General features: G+C 71.1%; 16 protein-coding genes. 8 read left to right on the top strand and 8 right to left on the bottom strand.

The genetic code is table 11. From position 1 onward, the window contains the following. The first annotated feature begins 2 nt into the window (after positions 1-2). Genes ACZ7CF_RS13420 through ACZ7CF_RS13430 form a run of 3 tightly spaced genes read left to right on the top strand, consistent with a single transcriptional unit; the run spans position 3 to position 4476 of the window. Positions 3-1547 carry a fibronectin type III domain-containing protein gene (locus ACZ7CF_RS13420; protein WP_360396916.1) on the top strand — a complete coding sequence of 515 codons (1545 nt, stop codon included), beginning with the start codon at positions 3-5 and terminating at the stop codon, positions 1545-1547. Positions 1548-1556: 9 nt separating this feature from the next. Next, positions 1557-3275, top strand: coding sequence for a hypothetical protein (locus tag ACZ7CF_RS13425; RefSeq protein WP_360396917.1), 1719 nt, complete (start codon positions 1557-1559; stop codon positions 3273-3275). A 16-nt stretch (positions 3276-3291) separates the two neighbouring features. Beyond that, positions 3292-4476, top strand: coding sequence for a thiolase family protein (locus ACZ7CF_RS13430; RefSeq protein WP_360396918.1), 1185 nt, complete (start codon positions 3292-3294; stop codon positions 4474-4476). Between the two features lie 127 nt (positions 4477-4603). Here ACZ7CF_RS13430 and ACZ7CF_RS13435 read toward each other — a convergent pair whose 3' ends face one another. Both ACZ7CF_RS13435 and ACZ7CF_RS13440 read right to left on the bottom strand, forming a co-directional pair. After that, entirely contained in the window at positions 4604-5245 is a 642-nt protein-coding gene (locus ACZ7CF_RS13435) for a putative glycolipid-binding domain-containing protein (protein WP_470369695.1), read from the bottom strand. Beyond that, on the bottom strand, positions 5246-5416 hold the full coding sequence (locus ACZ7CF_RS13440) for an antitoxin (protein WP_360396920.1): 171 nt from the start codon (positions 5414-5416) through the stop codon (positions 5246-5248). A 164-nt stretch (positions 5417-5580) separates the two neighbouring features. On the opposite strand from ACZ7CF_RS13440, the gene ACZ7CF_RS13445 reads away from it, so the two are divergent. Continuing rightward, a complete protein-coding gene (locus ACZ7CF_RS13445) occupies positions 5581-6918 on the top strand; it encodes a BNR-4 repeat-containing protein (RefSeq protein WP_470369696.1) in 1338 nt (445 codons plus the stop codon). Positions 6919-6997: 79 nt separating this feature from the next. Here ACZ7CF_RS13445 and ACZ7CF_RS13450 read toward each other — a convergent pair whose 3' ends face one another. Further along, positions 6998-8251 (bottom strand): thioester domain-containing protein, encoded by a 1254-nt coding sequence (locus ACZ7CF_RS13450; RefSeq protein WP_458429721.1) that lies wholly within the window; start codon positions 8249-8251, stop codon positions 6998-7000. Between the two features lie 309 nt (positions 8252-8560). Beyond that, positions 8561-9766 carry a DNA cytosine methyltransferase gene (locus ACZ7CF_RS13455; protein ID WP_360396923.1) on the bottom strand — a complete coding sequence of 402 codons (1206 nt, stop codon included), beginning with the start codon at positions 9764-9766 and terminating at the stop codon, positions 8561-8563. Positions 9767-9826: 60 nt separating this feature from the next. On the opposite strand from ACZ7CF_RS13455, the gene ACZ7CF_RS13460 reads away from it, so the two are divergent. Continuing rightward, on the top strand, positions 9827-10579 hold the full coding sequence (locus ACZ7CF_RS13460; protein WP_360396924.1) for a hypothetical protein: 753 nt from the start codon (positions 9827-9829) through the stop codon (positions 10577-10579). A gap of 239 nt (positions 10580-10818) precedes the next feature. On the opposite strand, the gene ACZ7CF_RS13465 is transcribed toward ACZ7CF_RS13460, so the two are convergent. Beyond that, positions 10819-12060 carry a hypothetical protein gene (locus ACZ7CF_RS13465; protein WP_360396925.1) on the bottom strand — a complete coding sequence of 414 codons (1242 nt, stop codon included), beginning with the start codon at positions 12058-12060 and terminating at the stop codon, positions 10819-10821. Positions 12061-12093: 33 nt separating this feature from the next. Here ACZ7CF_RS13465 and ACZ7CF_RS13470 point away from each other — a divergent pair, with 33 nt between their 5' ends. Continuing rightward, positions 12094-12306, top strand: a complete 213-nt coding sequence (locus ACZ7CF_RS13470; RefSeq protein WP_360396926.1) for a hypothetical protein — start codon at positions 12094-12096, stop codon at positions 12304-12306. 123 nt (positions 12307-12429) lie between these two features. On the opposite strand, the gene ACZ7CF_RS13475 is transcribed toward ACZ7CF_RS13470, so the two are convergent. After that, entirely contained in the window at positions 12430-12639 is a 210-nt protein-coding gene (locus ACZ7CF_RS13475; protein ID WP_360396927.1) for a hypothetical protein, read from the bottom strand. A 78-nt stretch (positions 12640-12717) separates the two neighbouring features. On the opposite strand from ACZ7CF_RS13475, the gene ACZ7CF_RS13480 reads away from it, so the two are divergent. After that, positions 12718-13539 (top strand): NAD-dependent epimerase/dehydratase family protein, encoded by an 822-nt coding sequence (locus ACZ7CF_RS13480; protein ID WP_470369985.1) that lies wholly within the window; start codon positions 12718-12720, stop codon positions 13537-13539. Here ACZ7CF_RS13480 and ACZ7CF_RS13485 read toward each other — a convergent pair. Then, entirely contained in the window at positions 13508-14437 is a 930-nt protein-coding gene (locus ACZ7CF_RS13485) for a ribonuclease Z (protein WP_360396928.1), read from the bottom strand. The genes ACZ7CF_RS13480 and ACZ7CF_RS13485 overlap by 32 nt on opposite strands. Positions 14438-14460: 23 nt before the next feature. Here ACZ7CF_RS13485 and ACZ7CF_RS13490 point away from each other — a divergent pair, with 23 nt between their 5' ends. Then, complete coding sequence (locus tag ACZ7CF_RS13490) at positions 14461-15279, top strand: serine hydrolase domain-containing protein (RefSeq protein ID WP_458429725.1); 819 nt, start codon at positions 14461-14463, stop codon at positions 15277-15279. Here ACZ7CF_RS13490 and ACZ7CF_RS13495 read toward each other — a convergent pair. Continuing rightward, positions 15263-15595, bottom strand: a complete 333-nt coding sequence (locus tag ACZ7CF_RS13495; protein WP_065915332.1) for a hypothetical protein — start codon at positions 15593-15595, stop codon at positions 15263-15265. The two genes, ACZ7CF_RS13490 and ACZ7CF_RS13495, sit on opposite strands and share 17 nt — an antisense overlap. Positions 15596-15683 lie beyond the last annotated feature (88 nt).

Below are 15683 nucleotides of genomic sequence, written 5' to 3' on the forward strand. Positions count from 1 at the left end.
GGGTGGATCGACGGACGCTCGCGGGTGGGCTCGGTGGGCTCGCGCTGGTCGTGGCTGCCGTGGTCGCGCTGCGGGCGAGCGATGCGCCGGACAACCTGAAGCGCGAGGTCGACGACCGGGTGCGGGTCGTGCAGCAGCAGGAGCCGGTCAAGCCGGCCAGTCCGCGGACGCAGGCGCTCGACGCGGACGCGGTGCAGGTCAGCTGGGCCGGCAGCGCACCGGCCTACGAGGTGCGGTGGAACGGCAACGAGCAGCTGGTGCCGAACCCCGAGGTCGAGCTCGCCGGGTTGCGGCCGGACCAGGAGGTCAGGGTCGAGGTGCGCGCGGTCAACGCGATCGGGCGGCGCTCAGAGCCGCTGATGATCACCGCCACGCCCCAGGACCTCTACGACGACCGGTGGGACGACGAGCTCGTCGGGCAGCCGGAGCGGTTCGACGGGCCGGAGGCGCTGGACCCGCGCAAGTGGCGGGTCGAGGCGGAGCAGAACTGCCTGGGGCTGCGGCCGTTCGGCCGGGGCAAGCGGGTCGACGTGGACTGCGGCACGGCGATGTTCCAGTCGAACACGCCGATCCGGTTCGGGGTGCCCGGCCGGGACGGTGCGACCGGGCGGGCGATCATCAGCGTCGCCGGTGCGGTCGAGTCGAGCCACGTGCGGCTGACGTTGCTGCCCGCGCCGTGGCACTTCCTGAAGGACCAGGAGTTCCAGCCGAAGGGCGCGGTCAGCCTCGACATCACCACCCAGGGCACGCGCATCGTCGCCGATCCCGACCTGCCGCGCAGCGACCGGCAGGTCGAGCTGGGCGACGCGCCGCTGACGGGGCTCGTGGCGGGTGTGCGGCACCGCTGGGAGCTGCGGGTGCTGCCCGACGCGGTGCTGGCGGTGCGCGACGGCGTGGTGGTCGCGGGTGAGCCGGTCGTGCTCACCACCCCGCTGGCGCACCCGCGGATCCGGATCGACGGCGGCGGTTTCCTCGACTCGTTCGGGGTCGGCGGCGTCGAGGAACGGGCGGTGCCCACCGAGGTCCTCCCGGCGACGGTCGAGGTGCCGCACGACGCCATCGCCGCGAAGCTCGTGACGTTGCGGGGCGAGGAGCCGTCGGTGGTGGACCTGCCGCTGGGCGACCGCGGGGTCGAGGCGCCGCGGGACGCGCAGCTCGTGGTGTTCCGCAAACCGGAGAGCCGCCCCGGCACGCTGCCCCGGCTGCCCGACCGGCCGGGCGGCATGAGAACCGGCCCGCCCCGGCTGCAGGTCATGCACGAGGACGGCACCACACCACCGCAGCAGCTGCCCCGTACCGGGCGCGTGCTCGTCACCGCGGAGATCAACGCGATCGGCCACCGCGGCATCGAGCTGGAGCTCGACGGCAAGCGCGTCGTGGCACTGCCGACGAACGAGCAGGGCGGCGCCGTTCCCGGCCGGCACGAGTTCTGGCTCAACGCCGCGGACCTCGGTGCCCGCCCCCGGCTCAAGCTGAGCGTCCTTCCGGCCGATCATGGCGAACCCGTTACCACCGAAACCGTGTTCGAGCTGCGCACAACGCCTTAGCGTGACCACATGAAGCGGGTCGCCTTCGCCGTCGCAGGCCTGGCCCTGGTGGTCGGTGTCGTCCTCCTGAGGGACACCGGCGACCCGACCACGCCCGAGCTTCCGCCGCCGCCGACGAAGCTCAAGCCGTTCGCGGCCGACCTCGCGCTCGTGCCGGGTCCGCAGGGCCGTCCCGCCGCGCCGGGTGCCGTCACCGCCCGCCCCGGTCACCACCGCGTGCAGCTCACGTGGACCGGTGACGCCCCCGCCTACGAGGTGCGCTGGGGTGAGCACCGCAAGCTCGTGACCCGGCCCGGCACCCAGCTCAACGGTCTGCGCAACGACCAGGAGCAGGAGGTCGAGATCCGCGCGGTGGACTCGTTCGGCCAGTACTCCGAGCCCGCCCGCACGAGGGCGACGCCGCGGGCCGACACCGCGCAGTACTCGTTCGTCGACCGGTTCGACGGCACCGACGAGCCGGACCAGGGGCGCTGGCGGTTCGGCAAGCGCACCGACTGCGCCCGCGCGACCTCCGGTGACGACGACGACCACGACCGGCTCGTGATCAGCAGCAGCTGCGGCACGCGCGCGGTGTCGTTGCGCGCCCGCACGCCGTTCGTCCGCGGGCCGGACGAGAGCCGGTTCGTCGTGGAGACCGACGCCCCCGGCAGCGGCGGCAGGCTGCTGCTGGACCTGGTCCCCGGTCCGGTGAGCGTGCAGGGCGAACCGGTGCTGCCGAACGCCGTCCGCGCCACCGTCAGCACCGACGCGGCCGGCAACTCGGTCGTCGAGCTCGTCCCCGGCGGCACCGCGACCAAGCCGGTCCCCGCCGCCGTGCCGGGCACGAGCGTGCGCTGGGAGCTGGTGGTCGGGCCCAGCGGCGTCCAGGTGCACCGCGACGGCGAGGTGGTCGCGACCTCGCCGTTCGTGCCGCCGTGGCGGGAGGCGACCGCTCTCGCCGGGATCGCCGCGCTCGCCGGTGACCGGGTGAGGGCCGGCATCGACCTGATCGGCTTCCGCGCCGCCGCGGCGGAGGCGCCCCCGAACGTGCCCGCGCCGAACGTCCGGGTCGACGCGGCACCCGCGCCGGTCAAGCGCATCCCGGACGTCACCGCCGGTCAGCTGCGGCTCGCGCTGATCCCCTCCGGGGAGGGTCCGCCGGTCGACCGGGTGGAGGTCAACGACGTCGAGGTGCCGCTGCGGCCCGCTGTCGAGGGCCAGCAGTGGAAGCCCGGCGCCGAGTACGCGGCCGTGGCCGACCTGCCGCGGGAGGCGTTCACCGACACCCTGAACGTCGGGCTGCTCACCGCGGACCGCGTCCAGGTCACGCACACCGACGTCGAGCTCACCGGCCCCGTCTCCGGCATCTCGAAGCGCGACTCGGGCAGCCCGCTCGTGGACGCCCGCCCGTCGCTGGCCGACCCCGTCGCCGAGGTGCTCGACTCGGGTGGTCAGCCCGTGCAGAACGGTGCCGCGCTCGCGAGGGGCCGGGTCGTGCTGGAGATCAGGATCACCGCGCTGGACGCGGCGGTCGCGGGTCTCGCCGGGTTCGAGGTCAGGCTCGACGGCACTCACATCGCGACCGTCCCCACCACGGCGGACGGGCCCGCGGGCGCGGGCCGGTGGCGGATCTCGCTGAACACCGCCTCGCTCACGGAAGGGCCGCACGCGATCGAGGTCAGGGCGTTCAGCACCGACCCGGAGGCACACCCCGAAACGGGTTACGTTCCCTTCTTGCTGAAGCCGTAGACCCCAAGATGGACCAATGGCCCGCGCTTTGATCCTCGACGCAGCCCGCACGCCGTTCGGCCGGTACCGGGGAGGGCTGTCCGGCATCCGGGTGGACGACCTCGCCGCTCTGCCCATCGTGGACCTGCTGCGCCGCTACCCCGGCCTCGACCTCGCGCGCATCGACGACGTGCTGCTCGGCGACGCGAACGGCGCGGGTGAGGACAACCGCAACGTGGCGCGCATGGCGGCGTTGCTGGCGGGGCTGCCGGTGAGCGTGCCGGGCGCGACGCTGAACCGGCTGTGCGCGTCCGGTGGCGAGGCGATCATCCAGGGCGCGCGGGCGCTGGTCACCGGGGACGCCGACCTGCTGATCGCGGGCGGGGTCGAGGGCATGAGCCGGGCGCCGTTCGTGACCGCGCGGCCGGACCGGGCGTTCCCCGACCGGCTGGAGACGGTGTCCACGGCGCTGGGCTGGCGGCTGGTGAACCCGCGGATGCCGAAGCACTACACGGTGCCGCTGGGGCTGGCCGCGGAGACCGTCGCCCATGAGCTCGGCATCACCCGTGAGCAGATGGACAACTTCGCGCTGCGGTCGCACCGGCGTGCGGCGGCGGCGTGGGACGCAGGCGTGCACGAGGGGTTCGCGTTCCCCGTGCAGCTGCCCGACGGCACGGCGGTGCGCCGCGACGAGAACGTCCGCGCCGACACGAGCGCCGAGAAGCTGGCCAAGCTCAAGCCCGCGTTCTCCGACACCGGCTCGGTGACCGCGGGCAACGCCTCGCCGCTGAACGACGGCGCGCTGGCCGCGTTGCTCGGCACGGAGGCGCTCGCGGCCGAGCTGGGCGTGGAACCGCTGGGCGAGGTGCTGGGCAGCGCCACGACCGGTGAGGAGCCGCACCGGTTCACCGTGGCGCCGGTGTCAGCGATCAGGAAGCTGCTGAAGCGCCTGCACCTCGACGCGGCCGACGTCGACCTGTGGGAGGTCAACGAGGCGTTCGCGGCCATGGCGCTGTCGGTGCTGCACCACCTGCCGGAGATCGACAAGGAGAAGGTCAACGTGCACGGCGGCGCCATCGCCTACGGGCACCCGCTCGGCGCCTCGATGCCGCGCGTGATCATCGACGTGTGCCGCCACCTGCGGCAACGCGGTGGCGGCGTGGGCATCGCTGCCGCGTGCGTCGGCGTGGGCCAGGGCGTCGCGGTGGCCGTGCGGGTCTAGTCGCCGGGTTTCGGGGGCGCGCCAGAACCGCGCGGGCCTGGTCGGCGGCCCGCGCCGGAACGGTTCCGCGTCAGGGCCGCCGAGCCCGCGATCGACCCGGAACCGCTCGCCGAGGTGTTCTGACCGGTCAGATGCGCTTCGAGATCAACGGGTACTCGAGCACCAGGCCGTTCTGGTCGACCTTGATGTTCTGCTCGAACCCGCCGCTCTTGAAGCGCACCACCGAGACCTCGTCGCCGATCGAGATCGTCTTGTAGGTCTGGGTGACCGCGCGCACCGTGAGGTCGGGCAGCGAGACCCGCACGACCGGCAGGTTGTGCTCGCCCTCCTCGCGGTGCAGGTCCAGCCGCCGGATCGGGATGGCGTTGAACAGCACGGAGAACTGCACGTCGACGTCGAGCGCGTCGTTGAACGTCTCGCGCTTGGCGCCCTGGCCGTGGTCGACGAGCCAGGCACCGTCCTCGGTGCGGCTGAGCGAGCACTGCCGCTCCTCCAGCACCGTGGCCGTGCGCAGCAGCAGCCGGTTGACCTGGCCGCTCTCGCCGACGGAGACCTCGAACGAGGCGTTGAACTGCTCGTCCGGCCCGGCGGCGACCAGCCGGCCGGAGGCGCGCAGGCGCTGGTCGTTCGACAGCAGCAGCCTGACCTGCTCCAGCCGGGGCTCGTGGAGCCCCTGCCAGGTGATCATCTCGGGCCGGCGTGCAGAAGGAGAGCGGGTCTCCCCGTTCGAGGTGACCCGCCCCGCGTCAGTGGCGTTGAAGGAGTTCACTCATCCACCTGGAAGGATGTCCTTGATCTTCTCGGCAACCGAGTCGACCTGCTCTTCGTGACCGAACTTCTGCGCGACGAAGTCAGCCGCCGCGTCGACACCCTTGTCGACCTGCTCGTGGTGCTGCTGAGCCAGGTCCAGGGCCTTGTTCTTGATCTCGTCGAAGTTCATGTGGTGCTCCTCCGCTCCTGACGCAGGGTACCCGAGGAGCCCCCGCGTGGTGATAGGCGCGATCACGCTGACTGCACCTGGACAAGTCGGCCCGGCGCAACCATGATGTGCCACGCCGCCGCCTGGTCGGCCGCCGTCGCGGCCAGAACCAGGAGGATCGCCCCATGACACGGCTCCTGCGTGGAGTTATGTCCGCAGCACTGCTGTTGCCGCTCGTCGCAGTCCCCCCGGCCAACGCCACGGCCGGGAAGCCCGGGAAGGCGGAGTTCGCGGTGACGACCACGGCCACGAACGTGGCGGCCCGCAGCGACCGCCGCCCCGTCGCCGGCGGGGTGCACGACCGGAAGGCCGGCAAGACGTTCATCTCGTGGGCGGGCCAGTACGAGGACAGCTACGTCCAGTCGTACGACCACCGCGCGGCCACCTGGTCGCCCCCGCACCGCATCGCCGACGGCGACTCGGACGCCCACAACTACCCGACGGTGGTCCAGGCCCGCGACGGCCACCTGCTGGTCTTCCGCGGCATGCACAACGTCGAGCTGCGCATGTCCCGCTCACCCCGGCCGCACTCGGCCGACGGCACGTGGGCCGAAACCGTGATCTCCAAGAACGCGGCCACGTACCCGATGCCGTTCGTGACCCGTGACGGCACGATCTACGTGTTCTACCGCGAGACCTCGGGCGACCTCGACCCGAACGTCCCCACCGACACCCGCCCGATGCTCTACGTGGTGTCGAAGGACAACGGCAAGACGTGGAAGAGCTCCACCGAGCTCACCGGCCACCCGTTCGCCATCGGCTCCACCGCGCGCGCCGACAACATGAACGAGATCTACATCGGTCAGCTCCGCCTGGAGGACTCTGGCCGCGTCCGCATCGCCTACACGCTCGCCGGCGGCGGCTTCGAGGGCCACAAGCACGACCGCTACCACCGCAACATCTACTACACCTGGTTCGACCCCCGCGACCTGCACTTCTACTCGGCGTCCGGCCGCGACCTGGGCACCCAGGTGGACGACGCCGACCAGGAGTCGTTCCTGAAGGTCGCGGAGACCCCGCTGACCGTCCCGAACAACGTCAAGTCCCCCGACTACGTCCAGCAGGTCGGCACGGTGCTGGGCCGGCCGTTCGTCCTGTGGTTCTCCGGCGACCCCGACGGCGGCCCGCTCCGCAACCACCTCTCGACGTGGAACGGCCGGAGCTGGGACACCCGCGAGGTGGCCCGCGGCCTGCGCACCCGCGAGATCGAACCCGTGGACCCGCTCACCTGGCGCGTCTACGCGACCGAGGACGGCAAGCCGAACGTCCTGACCCACCTCGTGCGGTTCGGGCGGACCTGGGAGGCCGAGACGGTGATCCCGACGGCCAAGCCGGTGCAGCGCGTCGAGGTGGTGGCGAACTTCCGCGACCCGGCCAGGGCGATCTTCTCGGGCGCTTCGTCGCAGCGGGACGTGGCGGTGGCCGACGGGGACATCAGCGTGGTGGGGCTGGCCCGGCGTTGACCGGTTCCGGCCCATGAGACAGCAAACGCCCCCTGGACCGGCGCGGACCCAGGGGGCGTTCGTCTGTCAGGCGCTCAGATCAGGCGCCGGCCTTCTTGCGCCGCACCACGAACAGCGCGGCGACACCGCCACCGATGAGCACGAGGCCACCCACGAGCGGCCACAGGATCGAGGCACCGGTCGAGGCGAGGTCCTCGTCCGTGCCACCACCCGGAGCCGGCGGGGCCGTGGTCGTCGTGGTCGGCGGGACCGTCGTCGTGGTCGGCTGGGTGGTGGTCGTGGTGGTCGTCGTCGTGGTCGTCGGCGGAACCGTCGTCCCCGCGGTCCACTCGGCCCGAGCCGGCTTCTCGACCTTCACCTCGGAGGCCTTGGCGATCACCAGCGACTGGGTCTTCTGGTTCCTGTCCTCGGACACGAACAACCGACCGGCCTGCAGCGAGGCCTCCGCCTTGACCGTCAGCTCGACCTGGCCGGGCTTGGCGTCGCCGGGCACGTCGACGTAGAACTCGGTGACCTTCTCGGCCGTGTCCTTGGCCTTGGCCGTCAGCTCGTCACCCGAGCTCGCGACGGCGAGCGGCTTGCGGTCCTTGTCCGTGATCGTGACGCCCTTGGGGAGCTTCGCGGTCAGCGTGATCTCGCCCGCGGTCGTCGTGACCGTGAACGGGCCGAGCAGCCCACCGGCCACACCCTTGACCTCGGCCGGCTCGACCTGCAGCGTCGGCTTCGGCTGGTCGTTCTTCAGGTCCTGGGCTTCCGCGAGGAACTTCTTGTAGAGCTTGACGAGGTCGGCGCCGCCGCCCTTCTCACCGCCGGCGAGCTCCCTGGCTTCGTCGAGCTGGGCACCGTCGGTGAAGTGCCAGATCGCCGCCTGCGTGGCCGCGATGATCTCGCGGTCGTCGTACGGCTTCTTGCCGTCGCCGAACTTGTCGTTGACTTCCTTGACCGACTTGGTCGGGAACGAGTTGGTCAGGATCCAGAGGACCTTGCCCGCGTTGTCCTTGAACTTGGTGCTCGGGTTGGGGTGCTTGTCCCACGGCACCTCCTGGAGGGGCTTGCCCTTCTCCAGGTCGGTCGGCAGCTCCACGCAGTACGCCTGGAAGCGGCCCTCCTTGCCGTCTTCCTTGAGCTTGACACCGATCAGGCCGGTGCTGAACTCGTCGTTGTGCCGGGGAGGGGTGTTGCCGACCTTGGGCACGAGGTAGACGTCATGGCCGTACTGCCAGTCGCCCTCGATGGGCGTGACGACGACGTCGGCGAACGCCGCGGGGGTCGAGAGGGACAGGAGGGCAGCAGCGCCGAGAAGCGCCGCGCCGATCCTCAACCGGGAAGCCATGGGTCTCCTTGCTCGCTGAAGTTAGCCCGAACGCAGGAAAAGTCGAGTACTTCGGCCGGAGCGGTGGACACCGGAAGTCGACACCGAACCGACAGGAAGCGAGCGGGACGTTAGCCGATGGGGTGTCACCCGGTTGAGCGAGGTATGAAGATCGCATCATACATAACGTGAGCTGCCAAAACGTGCCAAAAAGGTCCACAGTGGATCGATGGCTGATGCATCGCTTTTGTCAGGTGACGATAAATTCGTTGCCCAACAGTTATCTTCCATGGCGTCCTGCTACGTACCCAGAACGCTCGCGGTTCACTCTCAAGCCACCAATTCGGTAACGGCGGTGGGACGGATGTCACCAGGGCGCAATGAGGTGCCGCGCAGGCAGAGGTCGCGGGGCTCGGGGCGCTGACCGGTGAGAATCCACTTCGTCAGGCCCGCGAGCTGGTAGGCGATGAGCGGCGGAACGGCATCTCCGACGTGCCGGTAGGCGTTGCCGAGAATGGAGACGTCGAACTTGAACTGCCGCGGGAAGCCCTGCAGCAGCGCCATCTCCCTGACCGTGCAGAGGCGGTGCTGTTCGGGGTGGGCATAACGGCCGTTGCCGACGTGGCCGCATTCGCGCTTGATGGTGCGGGCCGGTTCGTCCCACCACATCCGGCCGTACACGTCCGGGTGAGAACCCCAGTTCTGCTGCTCGACGATTTTGCGTTGTGCGGGATTCAGCAGCTCCGCGGTTTCCGGTGAGCGCAGCAGGTCGGCCCACGAACCGCCGTCCGCGGGGATGGCGCGCATCCGGTCGAGGCTGCGGTCCTGGGAGAAGGTCGGCGACACGTGGATCGGGTCTTCGGGGTGCGCGAGACCGGCCTCGACGGGCGGCAGCTTGCCGATCGCGCGGCGGACCGTGGCGGCGGCCGGGCGCAGCTGCAGGCCCTCCCACACGTCGTGCAGCGTGCGCAGGGGCAGGCCGGCGTCCACGGCCACCATCAGCGACCGCTCGCGCAGCTGGGGCAGGCCGTAGTCGGACAGCAGGTGGGTGCCGCCGGTGACGTCGTAGCCGAGCTCGGTCAGCGAGTCGGCGAGCTGGTCGAAGTGGTGGCGCTGCTTGCCCTTCACCAGCTCGCGGGCGTTCTCCACCAGGATCGTCCTGGGCCGCAGCTCCTCGGCGTAGACGGCGATCCGGCCGACCAGCGAGTTGCGCGGGTCGTCGCGCAGGTGGTTCGCGGCGGTGATGCGGCTGAAACCGGAGCACGGCGGGCACGCCAGCAGCACGTCGAGCTCGCCGCGGCGCAGGCCCCAGACCTCGCGCAACGCCGAGGGCGAGATGCGGGCGAGGTCGACCTCCAGCGGATCGACGCCGATGTTGGCCCGGTAGGTGTCGTTGCAGCGCAACGAACCGAGGCGCGACGAGGGCTTGCCGATCTGCGCGTCCGCCGCGCCGACGACCCGGAAGTCGCGGTGGGCGTGGAAGCCGAAGCTCATCCCGCCCGCACCGGAGAAGATGTCGGCCACCGAGAAGGACACGGCGAGATCGTACGGGCGCGGCTTCTCATGGCTTTGCCGGACATCCCGTAGGTTTCCCGCATGGAACTGCCGCGTGCCTGGCAACGGCCTGACCCGTTGCGCGGACTCGACAGGATTTCCTGGGTCGAGGTCTACGACGGCCGGGGCGGCGCCGAACGGCTGCCCGGTCTGCTGCGCGCGTTGGTGGACCCGTCGCCCGAGGTCAGGCTGGAGGCGTTCACCTCGCTCGCAGACCGGCTGCTGACCGACGACACGGTGTCGGAGGCCTCGTTCTGCGCGGTGCCGTTCCTGGTCGAGCTGGGCGCCTCGTACAAGGTGGCCGCCGACGTGCGGGACCGGGTCATCTTCCTGCTGGCCGCGCTCGCGTTGGCGGGCAAGGGCTTCACCGAGGAGGGCCGGCGCACCCACCGGCGGTGGAACGCGCTGGGCCGCGAGCTGCCGAGGACAGCACCGGACTGGCTCACGCAGACCCGGCACGCCGTCGCCCAGGGCGCGCCGAAGATCTTCGAGGCGCTGGCGTCGGAACGGGTCGGGTGCCTGGTGGCGCTCGCGTGCGCGGTGCCGGAGCGGCTGCCGTCGTTCGTCGTGGGGCTGATGCAGGACGTGCTCGACGACGAGGACGAGATGCTCGCCGAGGCCGCTGAGATCGCTCTCGCGCTGCTGAAGCGGACACCGGAGCTCGTGGAGTCGCAGCCGAAGGTGCTCGGCGAGGGACTCGTGCGACCGGCGCACCAGCCGCGTGAGGTCACCGCGGCGCTGCTCGGCTACCAGCTCGCCCTCACCGCCGCCTACGGCGACGAGGGCGCCTGGTAGGTGCACGCGGGGAGCTTTCGTACTCTCCTGGCGCACGAAAGGCCCCCGCGTGCGCCGACAACGTCCCGGCGACGAGGGCGCCTGGTGAGTACACGCGGGGAGCTTTCGTACTCTTCTAGCGCACGAAAGGCCCCCGCGTACGCCGACAACACCCCGGCGACGAGGGCGCCTCGTGAGTGCACGCGGGGAGCTTTCGTACTCTTCTAGCGCACGAAAGGGCCCCGCGTGCGCCGACAGCGTCAGGCGATGACGGCTTCCTGTTCGAGAGGCTGGTCGAGCGGCTGGGTGTCCTCGACGGCGATCGCGGGCTCCAGGGCACCGAGACCGGTCCCCCACTCCTGGTCGGCCAGGGCGAACGCCGCCACGGTCAGCGCGGCCACCGGCGCGCCGACCGGCATGTTCTCCCGGTGCAGGTCCAGGTCGAGCCGGCCGCCGATCGGGGACGGGCTGAGCCGCAACGTCGCGTGCGCGGGCTCGTCCTGGTGCGCCAGGCGGCACGCCCAGCCGGTGAAGACCAGCCGCCGCTCGTCGACCTCGGTGGGCTGCACCGCGCGGACGTTGGCACCGACCGCGCCGGAGCGCAGGCCGTCCGCCGCCGCCAGCACGAGCTCCTCGAACTGCATCGACGAGACGCCGAGGTCCCAGCCGGCCACCAGGGCCACCTGGACCAGAGCGAGCGGCAGCGACGGGACGGCGTCCTCGAAGCACACCATCGCGCCGCCGTAGCGGGTGTTGATCTCGGTCGGCAGGAAGCCGTCCTCGGTCGCGATGCCGTCGAGCGTGAACGTGCCGCGGTAGTCGACCGTGGAACGCAGGTGCTCGCCGACGCGCCGCGCGAGGTTGCGCATCTGGTCGCGGATCCACACGGGCGGGTCGTAGAACGACGCGCAGCCCGCGTACAGGAACTTGGCCTGGCCCTGGCGGCGCGGCACGACCATCTCGATCGGGCGCAGCACCGCGGTGCCGTCGGGGAACACGATGCCGTGCACGCTCACCGGGATGCCTTCCAGGAACGGCATCACGCGCACCTGCTCGCACTTGGGCGCGAGCACGTCGAAGGCCTCCTTGGCCTCCTCGTAGGACCGCACCCGGCGCACGAAGTTCGCGCCGCCGTTGATCGCGGGCCCGTCACCGGACCACACGACGCCGGCGCCGCGGTCCAGGATCTCCGAGGCGCCCCAGAGGCGTTCGAAGTCGAGGTCGAACACCAGCGCGGGCGCACGCGGGGCGGAGAGCTCGTCCCAGAGCGCGTCGATGGTGGTCTTGTTCTCCAGCTCGACCCACTCGCGGCGGCGCGCGTTGAGGACCGGACGCCCCTGAAAGGTGTCGATCTCGTTGTAGGGCGTGCTGATGACGACGGCCTCCGCCGCCGGGTCGAAGTCGCCCAGGATGCCGCGCACCTCGGCGCTCGGCTTGGTCAGCAGCTTGCCGAGACGGCGCTGCTCGACCGCGACGAAGCCGCCCTTGATGCCCAGCGACACCCAACGGGCGATCTCGGAATCATGAAGCGGGGCATGATCATCGGTATCCAGCACGAGCGTATGGCGGGCACCGAGCGCATGGAGCTCATGCGCGCGTTTCGCCAGACGCGTACCACCGGCCAGCACGACCAACCGGTCACCGAACAATCCGCCCAAGCGCTCGTTGAGCGCTGCGAAGACATGATCCATCGCCGAAAACCCGCTTTGAGAAGAAGCAGAAGGATGCGACCGGCGATCGCCGGGTGACGCGTAGCGTAGAGCCACCCGGTATGCGTGTCGAAGCACGGTCCGGCAACGGCCGGATGAATGTTGCGGCGGGCCCGTCAGCGCAGGCCCTGCCACAGGTGGATCAGTGTTCGATCTTCCGCTCTACAGCGAGCGCGCCGCGTCCCGGAGGACCTGGTCAACGCGGTTGAGGAAGCTGCGCCGGGGGTTGATCGCGGGCAGCGGCGTGGTGAGCTCGGCGGGACCGGGCGCGGGTGCGGCTCCCACGATGTCGGCCACGTTGCGCAGGAACTCCTGCCGCTTGCACTCCTGCACGGCCACGTCGTGCAGGAGTCCGGCGATGCTTGTGTGCACAGCGCGATGGGGGTAACTCACACGTGTGTTATCGGCCCAACCTTGGTGGACCTTTAGGGTCATCTCGTGCGAGTTCTGGTGACCGGTGCCACTGGGTACGTGGGTCGATTTGTGGTGCGTGAGCTGCGGGTTCACGGACATGAACCAGTGGTGTCCCGTCAACGTGTCTTGGAGCCGTTCCACGTTCCGGACGCCGACGCCGTCATCCACCTGGCTGGTCTTGCTCGGGTGCGGGAGTCGTTCCGAGATCCACTGGGCTACTGGGAGACCAACGTCGGCGGGACGCTGAACCTGCTGCAGGCGTTGCACGGCCAGCGGTTCCTCCTCGCGTCGACGGCCGGGGTGTACCGCCCGTCGGACGCGCCGCTGACCGAGGAGTCGGTCCGGGAGCCCTCCTCCCCCTACGCCGCGTCGAAGGCGGCCGCCGAGGACCTCGTGGCGTGGACGGCGCGGTCGGGCCGGATCGGGGCGGCCACGCTGCGTTTGTTCAACGTCGCTGGAGGGGGTGACACCGACACCACTCGGGTGATCACGCGGGCGGTCGCCACGGCGGCCGGGCGGGGACCGGGCATGGAGGTCTACGGCGACGGGTCCGCGGTGCGCGAGTTCGTCCACGTGCGGGACGTCGCCACGGCCTTCGTGACGGCGCTGGAGACGTGCGAGGCCGGCTCGTCCACCGTCTACAACGTCGGCGGCACGTCCGCGTCGGTGCGGGAGGTGCTGGACACCGTCGAGGCGGTCACCGGGCGGTCCGTGGACGTGACCTGGCGGCCCGCGAACCCGGACGAGGTGAAGGCGCAGCGGGCCGACGTCTCCCGGCTGCGGTCGCTGGGCTGGACGCCGGCGCACTCCTCGCTGGAGGAGATCGTCAGCGACCAGTGGGCCGCGGTGGACCGCTGACCCGCTTCGGCACCGGGACGCGGTCGAGGTCCTTCGCCACGACGATCTCGCCGTCGAACTCCGCGGCCGCCTCGGCGTGGAACTCGGCCGGGTCGTCGTAGCGCTGGGAGAAGTGGGTCAGCACCAGCGTGCGGACCCCGGACTCCTGGGCGACGCGGGCGGCCTGCTGGGCGGTGAGGTGGCCGTGGTCGCCGGCGAGCCTGGTGTCGCGGGCGAGGTAGGTCGACTCGATCACCAGCAGGTCGGCCCGGTCGGCGAGCTCGTAGACGTTGTCGCAGAGCCGGGTGTCCATGACGAACGCGAACCGCTGGCCGGGCCGCGGCTCGCTGACGTCGGCGAGGCGCACCCCGTCGAACACGCCGTCGCGCTGCAGCTCGCGCACCTGCGGGCCGCGGATGCCGTGCTCCTCCAGCTTCTCCGGCAGCATCCGGTGCCCATCTGGCTCGACCAGCCGGTAGCCGAACGAGTCGATGCCGTGGTCGAGCCGGTACGCCTCCAGCCGGCCGAACTTCCCCTCCGCCACGAGCCCGTCGGCGTCGACCGGCTGCTCCTGGACGTCCGCGGCGTCGTAGAAGACGCTCGCGTGCCGGAGGCGTTCGAAGAAGTGGGCGCCCGACCGCGGGAAGTGCGCGTGGACGGTGTGCGGCACGCGGTCGAGGCTGAGCCGCTGCACGATGCCGGGCACGCCCAGGCAGTGGTCGCCGTGGAAGTGGGTGATGCAGATGCGGGTGATGTCGCTCGCAGCCGCACCCGAGCGCAGCAGCTGGCGCTGAGAGCCGTCGCCGGGGTCGAACAGCAGGCCTTCGCCGTCCCACCGCAGCAGGTAGCCGTTGTGGTTGCGCTGGCGCGTGGGGACCTGGCTGGCCGTTCCCAGGACGATCAGTTCCCGGACTGTCACCCCCGAACGTTAACGTCTGTCCCATGCAGAGCGTCGAAGTGGCAGCGTCGTGGCCGGCCGAGAACGTGGCCGTGGCCGTCGTGTCCGGCGGGACCGTGGTGGGGTCGCTGGGCGACCAGCAGCGCGTGTTCCCGCTCGCGTCGGTCACGAAGCTGCTGACGTCGTACGCGGTGCTCGTGGCCGTCGAGGAGGGCGCGGTCGAGTGGGACCAGCCCGCGGGGCCGCCGGGGGCCACCGTGCGGCACCTGATCGCGCACACGGCCGGGTACGCCTTCGACAAGCCGGAGGTCCAGGCAGAGCCGGGGAAGCGGCGGATCTACTCGAACGCGGGCTTCGACGTGCTGGCCGCGTTCGTCGGCGACGCCTGCGAGATCCCGTTCCCGCAGTACCTGCACGAGGCCGTCTTCGCGCCGCTGGGCATGACCTCCTCCGCGCTGGTCGGCAGCGCCGGCGCGGGCGCCGAGTCCAGCGCGGCCGACCTGGCGCTGTTCGCCGCGGAGCTGCTGGCGCCGAAGCTGGTCTCGGCCGAGCTGGTGCGCGAGGCGACCTCGGTGGTCTTCCCCGGCCTGAACGGCGTGCTGCCCGGCTACGGCATGCAGAAGCCGAACGACTGGGGCCTCGGCTTCGAGATCCGCGACGGCAAGTCGCCGCACTGGACCGGCCTGACCCACTCGCCGCGCACGTTCGGCCACTTCGGCCAGTCCGGCACGTTCCTGTGGGTCGACCCGGACCTCTCGGCGGCCTGCGTCGCCCTGACCGACCTGCGCTTCGGCCCGTGGGCGGTCGAGGCGTGGACGCCGTTCTCCGACGGGGTGCGCGCGGAGCTCAGTCGGCGAGCCTGAGGGCGAGCTGCTTGAGCACGTCCTGGACGTCGGCCTCCTCGCAGTCGTTCTCGTAGGCCTGCGCGACCCCGTGGAACGCGTAGAGCAGCCCCGCGGTGAACCACCCGAACTGCGACAGCACCTGGTCCATCGCCTGCTTGAGGGCCTGGGCCCCGGCCTCGTTGAGCTCGCCGTCGACCTTGACCTCGTAGCTGAACACGCCTTCCTGCAACGACTTGAGGGCCGTGCGCAGGTAGTCGCTCGACTCGCCCGCCTCGGCGTCGTAGGTGAGCGTCAGGACGCCGAGCGCCCGCTGCATGATCTCGCGCTGATCCACGCCGTGAACTCTGCCGCAGGCACCACCCCCGGCGCATCCACGAATAGCACGCTCCGCACCACAGGACCGCACGGACCCACCTCGGGGA

Source organism: Lentzea sp. NPDC036955, assembly GCF_055608005.1.

What these genes read in the sequence shown, in the direction of transcription:
- ACZ7CF_RS13430 (WP_360396918.1), top strand. Translation starts at nt 3,292, where the DNA reads ATGGCCCGCGCTTTGATCCTCGACGCAGCCCGCACGCCGTTCGGCCGG.
- ACZ7CF_RS13440 (WP_360396920.1), bottom strand. Translation starts at nt 5,416, where the DNA reads ATGAACTTCGACGAGATCAAGAACAAGGCCCTGGACCTGGCTCAGCAG.
- ACZ7CF_RS13490 (WP_458429725.1), top strand. Translation starts at nt 14,461, where the DNA reads ATGCAGAGCGTCGAAGTGGCAGCGTCGTGGCCGGCCGAGAACGTGGCC.
- ACZ7CF_RS13460 (WP_360396924.1), top strand. Translation starts at nt 9,827, where the DNA reads ATGGAACTGCCGCGTGCCTGGCAACGGCCTGACCCGTTGCGCGGACTC.
- ACZ7CF_RS13445 (WP_470369696.1), top strand. Translation starts at nt 5,581, where the DNA reads ATGACACGGCTCCTGCGTGGAGTTATGTCCGCAGCACTGCTGTTGCCG.
- ACZ7CF_RS13470 (WP_360396926.1), top strand. Translation starts at nt 12,094, where the DNA reads ATGATCATCGGTATCCAGCACGAGCGTATGGCGGGCACCGAGCGCATG.
- ACZ7CF_RS13425 (WP_360396917.1), top strand. Translation starts at nt 1,557, where the DNA reads ATGAAGCGGGTCGCCTTCGCCGTCGCAGGCCTGGCCCTGGTGGTCGGT.
- ACZ7CF_RS13450 (WP_458429721.1), bottom strand. Translation starts at nt 8,251, where the DNA reads ATGGCTTCCCGGTTGAGGATCGGCGCGGCGCTTCTCGGCGCTGCTGCC.